The sequence below is a fragment of the Treponema sp. Marseille-Q3903 genome (assembly GCF_014334335.1).
GTDB lineage: Bacteria > Spirochaetota > Spirochaetia > Treponematales > Treponemataceae > Treponema_D.
On record NZ_JACSEU010000001.1, the window covers coordinates 464,482 to 482,447 of the forward strand.

The window sequence follows — 17,966 nt, forward strand, 5'->3', positions numbered from 1 at the left end:
TCGCAGCGTTAGGTTTATAAGCAGATAAAAGGGTAGTTTTTGAAACTTTCGTTCTATCAAATTCAAGCTCTCAGTTTTTTATCTATGACTAACTACCTAATTGTGCCCTCTTGCAAAGTTGTAATCCAGATGTTATATTCTGGTGGCGAGATATATTTAAAGAAAAGTTAATAAAGTGCCGAAAAATAAAAGATAATACTATTTAAAAAGTGTTTTCGTTAGCGGATATGAGAGTTTCTAACAACGGAGGCATATATGAAAAATATTCCTTTATTTCAGACTTTAAAACTTTTTTACGATTTCGGTATTTTTTTTACTTTTTATAATTTGTTTTTATTTTCTTGTATAGCAAGATTTGTTGCAGCTGCAAGAATACAAACTCCTTTAATTAAAATTTTTCTCCCTGTTATTGTATTGCAAATATTTTTGTTTGCCGCCGGAGTAAATCTGTGTGATGAAAGAGGCATTTTATGAAAAAGATTTCCAGTTATTTTGGGATTTTAGCTTTTTTAATACTTGCGATAGTAACATTTTCATGTGAAATTGGACTTGGAGCTGCTATAGATATCGTTCCGCCAAAAGCGGAAATCTCCAGTCCAAAAGATAGCGCCATAATAAGAGGAGATTTTTCACTATTTGGAACATGGACGGACGATGGAGAACTTGGAAAAGTAGAAGTAGTTTTGCAATCAACGTCTAATTCTTCTTTACATTATAATTTTAAGGGAGAATTTACAGGCAACTTGCCGAACGAAGAAAAAACGTGGAAGTGTTTAATAAATCCTGTGTCTAGTACGAATCCTGTAAAAGATGGCGAATATACAGCGACAATTTCTTTTTTTGACAAAGCAGGAAGAGAATCAAAAGTTACAAAGACTTTTACGATAGACAACACCCCTCCGGTTATAGTGTTGCAGCGGCCCGGAACAAAAAAAGGTTCTGCAAACGCGGATTCTTACGGACAGATATTTTCTCTTGAAGGACAGGGAGCGGACTCAAATAATATAGACCATATCGATATTCGAATCTATGATGACAGTGCATGTCTAAACTATCTTAGAACAGTCACACTCAACAACGTTCCGTTGAATATAAAACTGGATGTTGCGAAATTCGGCGAAGACGTTTACACCGCAATTTACGGCAGCACCGGAAAAAACGGTGAAAAGAAGTTGTACTGTGAGATTGATTCGTATGACGGCGCTCAAAAATATCCTACCGAGATAGGAAAAAAGCAGACGGCAGAAGACCTTATCGGAAACAAAACTTCAACATATTATCTGTACGATGACTTACAGAAGGATATCCTATCAAAATACAACATTGCACGCCTTTATGAGATGATGAACGGCACGTACAGCCCTTCTGAAGACGGAAGTTCTTCAGGAGAGAGTGCCGAGCAAATTATTGAGAAGGTAAAACAAGTTTTATCAGGAAGAGAATCAAGGGTCGGAATGTTTTCTTTGAATCCTGAAAATAGCCCAAGGTTTACAGTGAACGGGAAAGATGCGTTAAGAGCGGAAAATCTGAACATGCAAGACCAAAGTCAAGGGTACTACATCACAGAAGGAACAGAGATATCTGTAGAAGTGTCTCCCGGCCTCGACGGCACACCGCTTGTAAACACAACTGAAAGCCCTCTGAAAGTTTACGCAATTGAATGCAATGCGCAGGGAACAGTTTTAACAGGTGCAAAAGAAATCTATCTACATGTCGTAAAAAATTTTCAAAAAGCAGGTTCTACATATAAACTTTTTGTAAAACTTGATTTAGGAAACTCTGTTTCTGAAGACGGTACGGAGCATCTACAACTTGGAAAAACGTATCGTTTTGGTGTTAAAGGAAAAGATGATAAAGGAAACGGAATAATAGCTTCAGCAAGCACCGGTTACGGATTTCTTCTTGAATCTTCAGGGCTTGCGCCGGAGTTGAAAGTTACGGCTCCAGTAGATTCAACTGTCTATGTAAAAAAAGGTGACGGTGTTACTATAACCGGTGAGACAACTACAGGCGCAGGACTTCCTCTTGTAGAAATCTTTATAGGAAACTCTACAACTCCTGCATATAGTCATCAGTTTACAGATTTAGAAGGAACTCCTAGCGGGGGCAATAAAAAATACACATTCAATACCGTTATCCCGAGCAATGAATTTAGCCAGACTGATGATAAAGACTATTCTATTGACATTAAATCGCGCATTGGCGGCAAAGCCTCGACGATTACAAAAACTGTCTTCTATGACGTTCACGAACCGGCTATCGATTTTACAAATATCACTCCGGTAATCACTTCGTATGAATTTGAAAGCGATGCGGATAAGGCTCTTGCAAGTGATAATATAAAACCCGACGGAACGTTCAAAAACCCTTTTATAAACGGCAAAGTTCACTTTAAAGGAATTGTGCAGGATACTTTTACAAAAATTGCGAGTGTTGACTGGCATGTAAATCAAGACAATGTAACGATTCCGGGACTTGGCGGGCATGGGCTTAGAGCTAGCTTTGATGTTGAATTAGACACAACATTGACGGGCGTTACAATTACCGACAACAAAGAACTCACAGTTGTTTTTGAAGCAACTGACAGCGCCGGAAATAAAAAAACTGTAAATAAAAAATACTTTTTCTGCCAAAATACAGACAAACCGGTTGCAGGACCTAACAATCAGAATGCTTGGACTGCAAAAGCACAACAGCCAAAACAGATAAAAGAAGGTTCTCTTGTTACTCCTGCTAATCCTGCATCTCGCATGAATAAACTTTTTGCAGGAAGCTCCATATATGCAAAGGTAACAGATGACGACGGGATACGGAAAGTCGAGTTCAAGGTAGAAAAACTTGGCTATGATACAAATTATGAAAATTCTTACGTCCTTTCAGACCAAACTTCTGTTCCTACTGAAGTAAAAAGTGAAACTATCACAGATTTAGGAGACACAGTAGAAACGATAGTAAGCCATCAGATGCCGAGCTCTAGCGGTTATTTTAAGGTTGCAATCACGGTTACTGACACAAACAATATTTCTTGTGTTAAGAGTTTTGTTGTGCAGATGACAGGGGCGGCTCCCGATGTAACAGTTACAAATAAGTCTGATTTTATAAAAAATGGAGATAAAGTTAAACTTGAAGTAAAAATGACAGGAGAAGCTCCGTTTACGATTGTAGTTTTACAAGATGATGGAACTCCAAATTGGCAACAAACTAATTCAGAAACAGAAAGCGGCGACACAAAAGAAATAGAAGTAACTCCTATACCAAGTCATGTGTCTCAAAAGATAAAAGTTAAAGTAACCGACAGCTCCGGCGGCTCAACCACAAAAGAAGTCAGCTATAAAGTAGATAATACTGGTCCGACCGTGCCGGTGATTGAATCTCCGGCTGCCGGCTCGACAGGAAATAACTCTCTTTCAGGATCATCATTTGTATTTACCGGCACGGCAAACGACGCTACGGCTTCAAATCCAAATGAAACAACTTCAGGAATTAAAAAACTTTATTATAAGTTTATGACGAGCGACACAAGTCCGACAACATGGGATTCTCAAGTAGCTGTCAGTGGAACTTGGAACATAAATGCGATATTACAGAACGGGCATGGAACATCTTCCGGCACAACGTTGTATGAAGGAACTTATTGGCTTTATGTAAAGAGCGAAGACGGAGCTGGAAACGAATCTTCTGTCGTAAAGCGAGAATTTTCTGTAGACAAGGCAGCTCCTAGCGTTACAGAGGTAAAACTCAATGGAACACAAGTGCTTACAGAGGGGGTTGTAAAATACTTTAATAGCGCATTAGGGGATTTTACGATAAGCGGAAAAGTGACAGACACTAACGGGCTTCAAAGTTTTAAAGTAAATGGCGCTTCTGTAACACCGGCGCCTGACGGCACTTGGTCTTACGATATAACAAGAGCGGAAGACAGTCAGATTGATTTTTCTATTGTTGCAACAGACAAAGCCGGAAGAACTACAACAAAAAATTATTCAATTTACTGCGATACAAAACCTCCAACGCTCTCTATCACAAACCCTGATGCAGATTTGACCGGAGAAACTTCTCTTTCTGTGTCAAACTACACTTTCCGCGCTTCCGTGAACGATTCCGGCTCGGGAGTTGATTCATTCAAATATATGATTACTCAAGACGACATTTCAGACATAACAACTTCAGCAGAAGCCGGAACAGGCTGGACGATAGTTACAGGTTCTTCATTCATCGCTCAAAAAGAACTGATTGAAGGAACAACACCGCAACTCGGCAAACTCCACGAAGGAAAGTGGTATTTATATACATACGCAAAAGATAAAATCGGAACAGCTGCGACAGAAAAACGCACATTCTGGGTAGATAAAAAATCTCCAACTCTCTCACTCGACAACATCGCGTCTGTTACAAACCAAGCTGTAGTTGTAAAAGGAAGTGCAAGCGATGCAAACGGAATAAAGGATGTAAAAGTAAAATTTGATCCAAAACCGACCGGTTGGATTTCTGATACAAAAACTTTGACAGATGTGGAACTTGCGACAGGTGAAACATTCACTGTAGGCTCGGGAAATGATTTGTCAGACGGTTCATACTCAATCCAAATTACAGCAACCGACAAAGCTGGAAAAACCACAAGCAAAACAAGAACAGTTCTTGTAGACACAGCTAGCCCGGATGGAACTGTTTCTATGGATTCATCGGAAACAGCGACTGTTATAGGTTCGGAAAATTGGTACAAAAAAGGCTCTCTAAAAGTGAGGTTTACGCAAACCCCAGATTCAGGCTCTGAGATTGAAGAGGTAAAAGCAAAGTTTATAGAAGATGGCGGAACTGATTATTCAGGATTGCAAGATTTTACTAAGAAAACTCAAGCAGGAAATACTTGGTGGGAAGGAACATTAAACGCTGCTCGACAAGGAAAGAACTGTATTTATCTAGTTGTAAAAGACAAGGCAGGCAATGAAAGAATAAAGAATACAAATGACAATATTGCTATCTATGTCGATACAGAATCACCTGATGACTGCACCGTATACAACTACGTTTTAGACAGCACAAACTATTCTACGGAAACTGCAATTACCGGTTCAAAAACAATCAACGGTAAGATTCCAAGAACATTTGTGATAAAAGCTGTTGACAACGATGACAATGGCAGCGGAACGTTCTCTGGAATTGGAAAAATCTACTATAAGTACGACAATGTAGACGCTCATAAAATTGATGCTGCCGTATTGAACGCATCAGATAACACATATAAAATCACGATTCCGGCAAATACGATATCTGACATATATCAGAAGACAGGAACTGTAAAATTCTATCTTGAAGACAAAGTTGGAAACCGCATGGAATTTTCATCATTTAGTTTTGTGCTTGACACCACGCCTCCAGCTGTAGTTATAAATCCTGTAACAGACTCCTATAAGGCTTCTGATGGAGATGCGACTTTAAATATAGATGTCAATGGCGAGATAGTCATTTCCGGAACTTCTGACGAGATTGCGACAGTCACTCTAAAATATTTTGTCGGCACGGCAGAACCAAACTGGGCGACAGACTCGGGAGTAAAGACAGCGCCTGTAAGCGGAACAACAATCTGGACTTCTTCTATAAGTACAATAACGGAAAACGACACCAGCAATCTCTACGTAAAAGCGTTTGCAAAAGATGAAGCTGGTAACGAAGGAGAATCTCTCACAACAATTCTTTATATAAACCAAGATTCAGACCGCCCAATAATAACGTTCTCTAATCTCGACCTTTCTGCAACTACAGTTTGGCTCAAGGGAATCAAGACAGTCTACGGTTCAGTATTAGATGACGACGGCACAATCAATTCGATAGAATACAAAAACGGCGCCGGCGGAACATACCATCCGATAACTATTGATAACAGTTCTTGGGAACAGGAGATGGCGGACGGTCAGAATGATATCTACTTTAAGATAACAGATTCTAAAGGTACGGTTTTTGAAACAGGTACTACAAAGCAGCCAAAACTCAAAAGCGTAAAAACAGGTTCTACGACAATTAAGGAAGGTGTTCTCACAATCAAAGTTGATACGACTCCTCCTAGATATACAAACCTTGAATTTGCTTCAAAAAAGAACGATATAACTATATCTGCATTCACCGACGAAATAAATTCGCTTATTTTTGGCGGCGAGTATTCAAAGATTCTTGTAAAACTTAAAGCTTCCGACGAAAACGGAGTTGCTTCTGTAAAATTAAAACTTGGAAATCAAACTTATGATGCAACTATTGAGGGTACAAATCCTGCGGCGCAAGATGCAAACAAAAACAATTCCGATTCACACGCTTGGGAATTTGGCGAAATAACAATTCCTAACAATCTTACAGGTCCTACAGTTATGCGCCTTATCATAACCGACCAGGCTGGAACAAATCTCGAAGACAATATAAACTTTGGGATAGACAATACAAAACCTGTACTAAGTTTTACAAGCCATAACGATGGTGCAATTGTTTTTGCGACTGCGAATGTTACAGTTCGCGGAGGCGTAGACTCAAATGACCTTGAAGAATGGAAATATGCACTTACAAATACAAACGCGCAGCCTGCGGTTGGGGACGCAAGATACAAACCTCTTGTAAACGCATCTACAAGCTTTACTCTCGTGTTCGACGGTGCTTCTTCTACAACTACCGAAACCCATGCCCAAACGCTGTTCAATCAGATTTGTACTTTGGAAGGAATAAGCGAAACTCAGTTGCAGAATGATGACACAATCAGAGACCTGTATTTGCACATCTACGGTAAAGACAGGGCCGGAAATCAATCCGATATAAAGACACTTCATATAAAGGCAATTCCAAATGGAGATAAACCGACTGTTTCATTCTCTTATCCAGCAACAAACGGAGCTTCCCTTGGTGGAACAATTCGTGTTACCGGTGCTTCCGAGATACAGCAGAGTGAAGTAGATGCAGTTTATATTCAGATTGATCCGGACCCGGCTCTTATGTGGGAAACATCTGAAAACGGAACTTATACTTATAATGGCACTAATTACACAAAATATACAGGAAAACGTTATAAGAAAGTTGGCAGCAATTACGAAGAAGATTTGAACGGCGGATATATTCAAATAGGAACAAGTTTCTATCCCGCTGCTGACAATCTCTATCGTGTAAAAACTGCAGCGTTTACAAACAGCTGGGATACAAACTTCTCAACTGCCGGAGGTACCAACGCTCGTTATCCAAGAACGAATGTAATTTATTCAGGCGGAAGTGAAACGGCAATAAAGACAGGTGGAAGTGTTTCCAGCTGGAACATTGCACTAAACGCTTACAATGAACTAAACCTTTCAAAAGCTGTTGCGCTCAGAATTTTTTCGGTGAGCAAGACAGGAAAGAAAAGCGACTATCAGACAGTTTGGTTTAGAATGGACCCTGACGCTCCTCAAATCGGAAGCACGACTCCGCTTGAACTTGTTCAGTATGCAGGCGGTGCTTCTAGCGGAACTATTGTTGCACGCAGGAGCTATGAATCTGATATGTGGATAAAAGGACAATGGTATCTTAAAGGTTCTGTTACAGACGATAGCGGAATAAAGAGCATCAGACTAAAGATTGGAAATGAAAGCCCTTTTGATATTGTAACAATAACTGACCCTTTAAACAATATTGGTACAATAACTACGCATCCTATTTATAAAAACTATGTCAAGTTAGGAGCAGCACACGGTTCGAACAACGATTACGAACTGAATATCCCTGTAGGCTCTACTGAAAGTGATAAATTCGGAACTCTCACGTATGAAATATCTGCAACGGAAGGTGCTTCGCAGAGTCTTGGAACAAAGCAGACAATAAAGGTGAATTTTGACAACAAAGCGCCGGAATTTGCCGGAACAACATCGGAAGTTTTGAATAAAGCTTCTTGGGCAGAGAAACTTACAACAGAGTTGACCGGCAACGAGGTAATTCAAAATAGCGGCGGCAATTATAGATTCTACGGAATTGTCAACGAAGCGAGCGATGCGACAGGAAACCAGAGCGGATTCAACAGAGTTGCAATGTACTTTACAAGGACAAGACCTGATGGAAATACATACGTAATCGACCCGATGCGCAAAGGTGGAACGACCGGTCTTGAAAACTTTATGGAAACGGGTGCCGACTTTGAAGCCTATAAAACCGTAGCCGCCAATGGCGACGGACTTTACTGGCTCAAGAAGCGTAAGTTTACAGTAAGCGGAAATAATATTTTGACCGCTACCACTACAAATGCCTTGCATGAAAGTATTCGTAGGGGCGGACTTGTAAAGATAAATGGTGCGATGTATGTAATTAACACTGTTGACGCAGCAAACAGGCAGATTACTATAAAAGGCTCATTGTCTAACGGAAATGCCGATGCTTACTTTGCAGTGTGTCAAGTTATAGATAACTTTACGCAAGAAAACGGCACAACAAAAGCTTATGATCCAGCACATTCTCTTGAGCCAAGTTCAAACGATGACGGCGACCAGATGATAGAAAGCGTTATAGAGAACGGAACAATATCTACATTGAAAGCATTCATCGATTCAAAACTGATTTTGGACGGAGATGTAAAGATTCACTTTGTAGCATTTGATAAGGCAGGCAACGCTACAGAAAAAGAATATTCTGCAATTGTAAGGAACAATGCGCCGCGCCTCTTCGGGGTAAAATACGGAACAGACGTAAACGGAAACGGAACTATTGAAGACGGCGAATACGTAAAAACTTTCAACGATAAATATTCGGCTGTTGTCAGCGGTACAACTTATTACGGTTATAGCGGAAGCACGGATAATCCTATTTACTCTATCACTGCGACAGAAAGTCTTACAGTAAAAGCTACGCTAAAAGTTGTTCCACGCGTTGTCGGCGGAAACTTGGGACTTGGCTACACATACACGTACAAGCCGGATCCGGCTCTGCCTGCGACAACTACGACATCTTTCCAAGCGTATTCCGGTGCAGGACATTACAATTCCGATGATACTGCACTGCGCCCTGATACGCTTGGAATAGAAATCGGACAAAAAGACTTTATCCAATACATACAAGACGGCGAGCAGGATATAACGTTTAAATTGTGGGACAAGACAGACGGAACTACAGCGGGAACTGACAGCAATGCTGCAACAATAGTTATTCCTGTAAAAGTTGCCGTTCGTGATGTGGAAGTACCGACAGCTGTTCTAAAACCGGTTAAATGGGTGAGTGCAAGCGATAACAGCTTGTATGCAAACTCAAAAAAGAACGGACACATAGAACTTGAAGCGGATTTGCCATCATCGACATTTACATCCGGCGGAAGCGGAGTTTACGATAAAGACCCTAAAATTTCAGGAATCGTAACTTTCGAAGGAAGCGTAACCGACAACGTAATTGTAAATGAAATCTTGATAAAAATTCCAAACTATAACGGCGGAAATGCGTTTGCAATAGCGACAAGAGGCAGTGATGGAAAGATGAATTCTACAAACCTTTTGACTCTTAGCAGTGTAGCTCCTATAAAAACTTACGCCGACTACAGCTTTGCAGGCACGGACTGGTATTTTGAGGTATTGACAGATAAGTTTGAGGATGACGGTTCAAATACCGTAAAATTCAAATTCCACTTTAATACTCAGAAGATAACAGACGTCGCAAAGACAGACGTAGAGATAGAGCTTTCTGCAAAAGACCGCGGCAAGGCGAGCGTTTCGGGGGGTGGCAATGTGATCTATACGCCTAACGCCTCAACTCCGGGAACAACGCAAACGACGGCTACTTCAAACACCGGTTACTACAAAGTTGACGTTGTGCCGTATATCACAGGGGTAAGCCGCAACAGTATGTACAACACAAACAGAGCGAGAAGCGGTGCTACACCATTGCTCCGCGAAGAAAAAGGCAATACGATTACAGGTTTTAACTTTGCATCAGAAATCGTATCCTCTTTAAAGATTTCTGAAAATAAAGACGGAAGCGGTTCTTCGGTTGCAATGGAGGATCTTACTTTAAGTGGTGATAAGAAGTGTTTTACCTTTACAGTACCCAATACTTCAAAAGACGGATATCTGCATCTTGTGGTAAACGGCGTTACTGCGGTTAATAATATGAACGGCTATACCGAAAGCAATGTGGAAGAAGCCGATACATACGGAATCTCAAAACATTCCGACGACAGGCTTGTGCATATCTGGCGTGTAAATAAAGAAGATACGTTTAAGGGCAGTAAAAATGCTGTCTATCCGGCAATGAGGAAAGGTCCTAACGACATACTGTATGCTTCGTTCAGCAATTATTCAACGTCGAGAGTGTATTATTCAAATGAATTTACCGGAGATCCTATCAATAGCCCTGAAATAGGAGGAACCGGTACGACGATATTGTTTACAGGTTACGATCCGCCGGAAGAAACCGATATAACCATAAACGGAAATGAAATAAATGTACTTTATGCTGCAAATTATCATGGTGGAAATTCATGGCACTGGGGAAATGGTACAACCGTAAGTAGCAAAGATTACCCATGGAATGATACCGATCCCGCAAATGCGGGAGGTATATACCTCTATGATAAAGATGGATACTCTGAAGGTAGGCATACTAAGCTGTATCGGTTCGAACTATATACTTACGATAATGAATTGCAGCAGTTTAAAAACATACGGACGGTGCGTTCCGGCGATAACATCTACGTTGTCTATTATGACAGATTAACCGCAGCTGTAAAATTCGGCTGGGTAGATGACAGTACAAGACCGGATACAAGAGCGCATGCGCTTCCATGGTGCGTCATAGACGGCACTACCGACATAACAGATGAAGAGTGTAAAGTACCTGACCACTTGGTCAATAGTCCGGGAGCTAATCCTCCTGATAATATATTTGAATTTGTAAGTCCCAACGGCACGTCGTATAAGACTCCGTATATACTGAACAACCCGAATAACTTTGAAGACGGACTTTCAGTTTCAAATGGGGTGTGGGAATCTGTCGCAGTTACGGTAACTAAGGATGGCTATCCTGTTGTAGTGTATATGGATGCCGCAACGGGAAGGTTACGCCTTGCAAGAAGTACGTCACAACAGCCTACGGCGCCAGCCGATTGGAAGATTCAAAGCGTTCTCGCTTCTTCGGATAAGAATGGTAAGCTTGCAAGCGACTACATAAATGCAGGTATCGGCAGCGATGGTTATTTGCATATCGCGTTCCAAAATACCAGAGGACAGCTCGTGTACGTAAAATCTACTAATACGTCCGATGACGGTTCAGCACAGTATACGTTTGGAAAATCGGAAGTACTTGATGATTCTGGTATGTTTATAGATATGACAATGGACGACGCTACTCCTTATATTACGTATATGTCCCGTCCAAACTCATACGATGCTATCCGCATTGCCTATAAAGCGTCTATGGACTTTAACAATACGGGAACAGATGTGCCTGGCTGGGAAACAATGACAGCTCCTCTTAATCAACGGGCGGCAAACGGACGTATCTGTGTTGCAACAAAGGCAAAGCATTTTGGAGCTACTCCGGATACTATGCCTATTGCCGTAGGATTTAATACAGGTTCGGATTACCGTGCAGCGTTTTTTGTAGGAAAATAGAAACGTGTAATTTTTATAAAATGCTCTTCAAGCATAAAGTTTTTTTGCTGATAGAGCATTTTATGCCGAGCAACTTGTCGAAGTTATTTTGTGCGGAGCGGGTAGACTCTGCTCAGTCAATTATGTTCTTTGGCAGGAGGATTTTAGGCACACGGAGCCATAATTCTTCAATCTTTTTCATATTTTTAAATATATTTGCAGAAATGAAATTATGTTATAATTCCTATAGATGAAAACATCTAATTCGCAGCGTCAAGTTTCTAAGCAGATACAAGGACAGTTTCAGAAGCTTTCTTTCTCTCAAATTCAAGCTCTCAGTTTTTTGTCTATGACAAATACCGAGCTGACCGACGCAATTCATAAAGCTGTAAGCGAAAATCCCGCTTTGGAAATTGTCCGAGAACCGACAGGAAACTCTTATTCAGATTATGTGCGTAGTTCCGGCAGCTTGGATTCCGACAAAAATCAGGCAGCGATTGAAAACCATGAAAGCCACAGAGAATCTCTTCAAGCTCATCTTATGCACCAGTTGAACATCATGAACGTTTCTGAGGCAGAATACAACCTTTGTCACCGCTTAATCTACAATCTAGATAAAAACGGATTTTACGGTTCAATGCTTGACCCGGAAACTTTTTTATCAAAAAAAGATGATGCTGGAAAAAAACTCCTTGAGCGTTGCTTAGATATTGTTCACTCTATGGATCCCGTCGGTGTTTGTTGCAAAACGCCGGAAGAAAGCCTTTTTGTTCAGGCAAAACTGAGTGAAAATGCTCCGGAAATTGCACTTTTCCTTTTGAACGGGCATCTAGACATGGTAAATCCGCCTGAACCTCAAAAAATCTTAAAAAAGCTGATAGAATACCGCACCAATTGGCACAAAAAAGCGTTTGCGGCAGAAATCTTGCTCGATAAAGTTGAACTAGATGAAGAAAAAGTTTCTCAAGCTCTTAAATTTATCCTTTCTTTAGACCCTCATCCGGCACACGGCTACAGCGTCGACTCGTTTACAGATCCTGCAATTCCAGATATCGTCTTGAAAATTGAGAAAGTCGACGGATATCTCCCTTCAGATGATTATAGCAGCGGTCTTGTAAGTTGCGACCGAGAATGCCATTTTCAAGTAAAATATGCCAGTGGAAATTTACCAGAAATAAGGCTTGCTAAAGATTTTAAAGTTGATAAAGAAAATTACAATAAAGCACAGCTTTTTATGTACAATTTAGGCTATCGCGAAAGCACGAACGTTTTGCAGGGGTGTATTCTTGTCCACGAACAAAAAGATTTTTTCAAGAACGGTCCAGGACATCTAAAGCCTCTGACACGTCAAAAAGTTGCGCAAAAACTTGGAGTTCACCAGTCTACTGTTTCGAGGATGTCTTCTAAAAACAGCAGCAAATATATTTCAACACAGTGGGGATTGTTTCCTGTCAGTTATTTTTATCTATCAGGAGTTGAGTCGGCATCAGGCGAAAAAGTTTCATCGGAAGTGATTAAAACTCGCATAAATCAAATTCTTCAAGAAAATAAAAATTCGGTTATCTCCGATTCTAAGATGGCAGGACTGTTAAATGCAGAAGGCATAAAAATATCCCGCAGGACAGTGGCAAAATACAGAATCCAAGCGGGAATAAAAAACAGCTATTTTAGATAAAACAAATTATCTTTCTTGAACTTTATCTTTTTCTTTTTTAATTTTGTTGTCGAGTACGTCCATCATCTTGTTTAACGCTGCTGAAAACTCAAAATCTTCCCCAGAAACGTGAGCCTGAGTTCCCCATTTAAAGTTTACAGTTGTATCAAATATATAAGTTTTATCGTGCTTGATTTTCAAAAGTAAATCAACAATCAAATCGTCTGCATAAGAAATTCTTTCGAGCTTTTTATCTATCATATCCGATTGTTTTTTTTCAAGCGTAAAACCTACGGCGTTAATTGATGGTGTCATAATTGTCTCCCTTGAAGTAATTTTACTTCATCTGGTTTAAAATAATGCTCACATACGCAAGCTGATGGAGGAATAATTTGAATTTCTTCATCAAATATATATTAACATGGGATACCTTGAAAAACAAAATAAAAAAACATTCATATTGAAAAAATGTCTTATACTGTGTATAGTGACTTCATGACTGGTAAAAAATTCACAGTGTTGGATTTGCTCAATCTTGAACTGTCGGGGTACGATGCGCTTGACTTAAAATGCATTGCCGGGCGTCGTGGTTTGCCGCGAGCTATCACAGTTCCTGAAATAAACAGACCGGGTCTTGCCCTTTCAGGGTTTCTTGAATCTTTTGCAGGTAATCGTGTTCAGTTGTTCGGACGCGGTGAAGCAGCATTCCTCCAAAGACTTCTCAAAGAAAAAAACATAGAATCTATAAAAAATTTTTTTACACAAGATATGCCTTGCTGCGTTTTTACGTACAATCTCGAACCTACCGAAGATTTTAGGCAGATTGCAGAAGATAATTGTTGTCCGGTTTTGCAGACTCCTCTCTCATCGACCGAATTTTCGAACCGCATAATTCGGGTTTTTTCAAACCAGTTTGCACCTCATCAGATTCTGCACGGAGTTCTTGTTGAAGTCTACGGAATCGGAATTATTTTAAACGGTCATTCAGGTGTAGGTAAAAGTGAAACTGCACTTGAACTTGTAGAACGCGGTCACCGGCTCGTTGCAGATGATATTGTAGAAATTCGATGTGTAAACGGAAACACTATACTTGGGCGCGGTGCGAACACAATGATTAGCCACCACATGGAAATCAGAGGGCTCGGAATTATAAATATTTCACAGCTTTATGGAGTCGGTGCTATTCGCGACCAAAAAGAAGTTCAACTTGTTGTTCAACTTGAAGATTGGGATAGTGCAAAAGCGTATGACAGACTTGGTTCCGAACAAAAGTATAAAGAGTTGCTCGGCGTAAAAGTGCCCGTCATCGAAGTTCCTGTTCGTCCCGGTCGTAACTTGCCGATTATAATTGAGGCAGCGGCTATGAACGAGCGTTTAAAAAATATGGGATATAACTCAGCTAAAGATTTTAATGAAAATGTTCTAAAATGGATTGAAACTGGCGATGCCAAGACAGTTTACAATAGTAATGACGATTCATACTAAACAAAATATAGAGGAAGCAAACTATGATTAAGAAAATTTTGACCGTACAGAATAGAGCAGGAATTCATGCGCGCCCTGCTGCAATTATTGCGCAGACTTCTAATAAATTTCAAAGTGAAATTACTCTTACGCGCGATGATGCGACTGTAAATGCAAAATCGATTATGGGTGTAATTGCTATGGGAGCCGGTTACAACACTCATCTTACATTGACTGTTGAAGGTCCTGATGAAGCTGAGGCGGCATCTGTTATCGAAGAATTGTTTAAAAATCGTTTTGAAGAAGAGTAGTATTAAAGAAAAACTGTATTAATCAAAGAGTAAAAAAGAAAAACAAAGGTCTATGGAGTGTATATGAGGGGTATTACAGACAGACAAAAAGAAGTCCTTACGTTTATCAGTACGTATACGGAAGAAAATTCTTATCCTCCGACAGTTCGCGATATAAGTGAACATTTTGAAATTTCGCTGCGTGCAGTTCAAGACCACATCACGGCGCTTCAAAAAAAAGGTTTTCTCTCGCAGAGCCAGAAGCGTGCTCGGTCAATTAAAGTTTTGGAAGACTTTAGAGAAAAAACTCCAGAACCTTTTGTAGGAAAAGTTCCACTGCTTGGAAGTGTCGCTGCAGGAAAGCCGCTTTTGAGCGAAGAAAATCTCGACGGTTATATAAACCTTACAGAGCCTTTTGTTCGACCAGGAAAAAGTTATTTCGCGCTTAGAGTACGAGGTCAGAGTATGAGCAATGCAGGTATTCTCGATGGAGATCTTGCAGTTGTAGAGCAAGCTTCAAACGCTGCCGATGGTCAGATTGTAGTTGCTGTGATAGACGATGCTATCACCCTTAAGCGCTATTACAAAGAATCTCAGCGAGTAAGGCTTCAGCCGGAAAATCCTGCATTTCAGGCGATATATTGCACAGATGTCAGAATTGTTGGGATTCTTTCAAATATCGTGAGAACTTATTGATTTATTTTTGTTATGCAAAAACAAGTACCTTTATATCTTTATACCGGACCTGAATTTGGAGAACGAGATGAAGCTGTAAAAAAAGTGTTGAGCGGTCTTCAAAAACAGTATTCGGAAATTGACGAACATTATTTTTATATTTCTGAAACTCCGTTCAATGAAATCATGACGATTTTGCAAAGCGGAACTCTGTTTTCAAACGGAGTGTTCGTAGTCTGCAAAAATGTTGAACTTCTAAAAAAGAAAGAAGATATAGATATGATTTCGAGTTGGCTCAAAAATGCCGAACCGACAACCGCATTAGTCCTTGTCTCTGATGACATTTCCGTAGATGCCAAACTTGAAAAACTCGTTCCGCCTGCAAACAGGATAAAGTTTTGGGAGATGTTTGAAAATAAAAAACTTCCGTGGGTGCAGAATTTTTTTCAGAAAAACGGTTATAAAATCGGAGAAGATGCATCACAGTTAATCCTCGATTTAATAGAAAATAACACTCAAGCCCTTGCAAGCGAGTGTTCGCGTTTTTTTCTGTGTTTTCCAAAAGAGCACGAAATCACGGAAGAAGATGTCGAATCAATTTTAACCCACGACCGCGAAGAAAATGCCTTTACGCTTTTTAATCAAATATCGGATAATTCTGTAAATGCTCATACGCGCTTTGAAAAAGGTCTTGGAGTTTTGCAAAAGATAAGATTTTCAAAAGAAAGTTCTTCGGTGATGATAATAGCAGGGCTTGCTTCGTGTTTTAGAAAGCTTATTTTGTATTGCAAAAAAGGCGATTCAGCGATTTTTGGTAAAACAATGCAAAAACAATACGCAAAGGCAGCACAAATCTGGTCAGTAGGACAGGCGACCGCAATACTTGCCGACCTAGCCTCTACTGATATGGAAATCCGTTCTGGCGGCTCTATGATGGAGGATGTTTTGCTTCAAAAATTGTTATATGAAATCGTTATAAAAAAAGGTGCAAGAATCCAATCTATTCAATCTGAATAGTGTCTAGCAACTTTTTTAATGATATGAGTTCGTCTTTAGAAAAAGTAGAACCTTTGCCCATCTTCTGGTGATCAGGTGACCAGCTGCGTAAATCGTATTTTGCAGGTCTTCCGCCCCAAGAAACAAGGTTCAGTTCGATGTTCCAACCGCCTTTGCCTTCAGCAACCGTACCAATTTTTTTAACAATTTCAAAAGAAAAATCTTCAGCCATTCGGTTAAATCTCCTATAATACTATTATTATCGATAATATAAAGTTGTGTCATTAAAAAAAATGTGTTAAAATCAGCATACAAACTAAAATCAGAGATGTGAGGTAAATAATGAAGAAAATTTTAATATCGCTTCTTTCTGTTTTTACTGTATTAATTTTTATTTCCTGCGGTTCAAAACCGGCTCCGGAAAAAACTGAGCCTGAAGCTCCAAAGGTAGAAGATTCTACAGAGAATTCAAAAGAGAATCTTTCAGAGTATGAAAGATTGATGGATGAAATTAAAAATGCACGCAAAGCTGCAGTTGAAGCAGGCGCAGAAGAAAACGCTTCAAATCAGTTAAAGTTTATCGATGACATGATGAATGCCCTCGAGAAAGACGACCCTGATTTTTCAAACAAGGCAAAAGATATTGTCGGAAAATATAATCTCCTTGCTAATTATTCAAATGCTGTCGCTCTGAAAAAAGAAATCGATGAAAATGATTTCGCAGGATATGCAAAATCTAACTACGATAACGGCGTTGAATATCTTGAAAAAGTAGAAGCTGCTTTTAAGTCTTCTGGTTTAAACGATAAAAAAACCGAGACTTATGCAAAAGAGGCATATTCTAACTTGAACACTGTTATCCTTGTTGCTTACAAAAAGCTTGCAAAAGAAGAACGTGTGCTTGCTATCGATGCAAAGAAAAAAGCAGATAGCGTAAAAGTTGGCGTTGCACGAAAAAGCGAATACAAGGAAACTGTTGAAACTCTCCAGAAAGGCGATTCTCTTTACTCTATGCAGAGTCCAAAAAAGGCGCTCGAATGCTACTCTAAGGCAAAAGATAGTTTCAATTCATTGTATGCAGATGTTTCCGCAAAACGAGCTGCAGCACAAGCTGCAATTGACGCTGCAAAAAAACGTGTAGAAGAAAGTCAAAAATTTGCAGAAGAAGCTGATATGAAAGCTCCTATCACAGATGAAAACGTTGATGGAATCGAATCGGATGATGCTGTTCTTCTTGAAGAAGACAAATATGCAGCTCCGGAAGAATCTGAAGTAAAAATTCCCGATACAATAGATGATGCAGAAGGGGGAGAGTAA

The 17,966-nt window shown here is 39.9% G+C and carries 10 protein-coding genes; 8 read left to right on the forward strand and 2 right to left on the reverse strand.

The features are described from left to right. Positions 1-255: 255 nt before the first annotated feature. The 3 genes from H9I37_RS02070 to H9I37_RS02080 all read left to right on the forward strand — a co-directional run bounded on the left by H9I37_RS02070 (position 256) and on the right by H9I37_RS02080 (position 13,245). Positions 256-474 carry a hypothetical protein gene (locus H9I37_RS02070; RefSeq protein ID WP_187380835.1) on the forward strand — a complete coding sequence of 73 codons (219 nt, stop codon included), beginning with the start codon at positions 256-258 and terminating at the stop codon, positions 472-474. Further along, on the forward strand, positions 471-11,591 hold the full coding sequence (locus H9I37_RS02075) for an Ig-like domain repeat protein (protein ID WP_187382581.1): 11,121 nt from the start codon (positions 471-473) through the stop codon (positions 11,589-11,591). The genes H9I37_RS02070 and H9I37_RS02075 overlap by 4 nt, the downstream gene beginning before the upstream one ends. A 229-nt stretch (positions 11,592-11,820) precedes the next feature. Beyond that, positions 11,821-13,245, forward strand: coding sequence for an RNA polymerase factor sigma-54 (locus H9I37_RS02080; RefSeq protein WP_187380836.1), 1,425 nt, complete (start codon positions 11,821-11,823; stop codon positions 13,243-13,245). Between the two features lie 6 nt (positions 13,246-13,251). Here H9I37_RS02080 and H9I37_RS02085 read toward each other — a convergent pair whose 3' ends face one another. Continuing rightward, positions 13,252-13,539 carry an HPF/RaiA family ribosome-associated protein gene (locus tag H9I37_RS02085; protein WP_187380837.1) on the reverse strand — a complete coding sequence of 96 codons (288 nt, stop codon included), beginning with the start codon at positions 13,537-13,539 and terminating at the stop codon, positions 13,252-13,254. A gap of 180 nt (positions 13,540-13,719) precedes the next feature. Here H9I37_RS02085 and hprK point away from each other — a divergent pair, with 180 nt between their 5' ends. The 4 genes from hprK (at position 13,720) to holA (ending at position 16,670) form a co-directional block, all read left to right on the forward strand. Further along, positions 13,720-14,709: an HPr(Ser) kinase/phosphatase gene (hprK, locus tag H9I37_RS02090; RefSeq protein WP_187380838.1), complete on the forward strand. Its 990-nt coding sequence runs from the start codon at positions 13,720-13,722 to the stop codon at positions 14,707-14,709. Between the two features lie 23 nt (positions 14,710-14,732). Further along, entirely contained in the window at positions 14,733-14,999 is a 267-nt protein-coding gene (locus H9I37_RS02095) for an HPr family phosphocarrier protein (RefSeq protein WP_187380839.1), read from the forward strand. 63 nt (positions 15,000-15,062) lie between these two features. Beyond that, the gene (gene lexA / locus H9I37_RS02100) at positions 15,063-15,674 is read left to right on the forward strand and encodes a transcriptional repressor LexA (protein ID WP_187380840.1); all 612 of its coding nucleotides are present in this window, start codon (positions 15,063-15,065) and stop codon (positions 15,672-15,674) included. A 12-nt stretch (positions 15,675-15,686) separates the two neighbouring features. Then, positions 15,687-16,670 carry a DNA polymerase III subunit delta gene (gene holA, locus H9I37_RS02105; protein WP_187380841.1) on the forward strand — a complete coding sequence of 328 codons (984 nt, stop codon included), beginning with the start codon at positions 15,687-15,689 and terminating at the stop codon, positions 16,668-16,670. On the opposite strand, the gene H9I37_RS02110 is transcribed toward holA, so the two are convergent. Further along, positions 16,654-16,881: a YdbC family protein gene (locus H9I37_RS02110; protein WP_187380842.1), complete on the reverse strand. Its 228-nt coding sequence runs from the start codon at positions 16,879-16,881 to the stop codon at positions 16,654-16,656. The genes holA and H9I37_RS02110 overlap by 17 nt on opposite strands. A gap of 110 nt (positions 16,882-16,991) precedes the next feature. On the opposite strand from H9I37_RS02110, the gene H9I37_RS02115 reads away from it, so the two are divergent. Then, positions 16,992-17,966 carry a hypothetical protein gene (locus H9I37_RS02115; RefSeq protein WP_187380843.1) on the forward strand — a complete coding sequence of 325 codons (975 nt, stop codon included), beginning with the start codon at positions 16,992-16,994 and terminating at the stop codon, positions 17,964-17,966.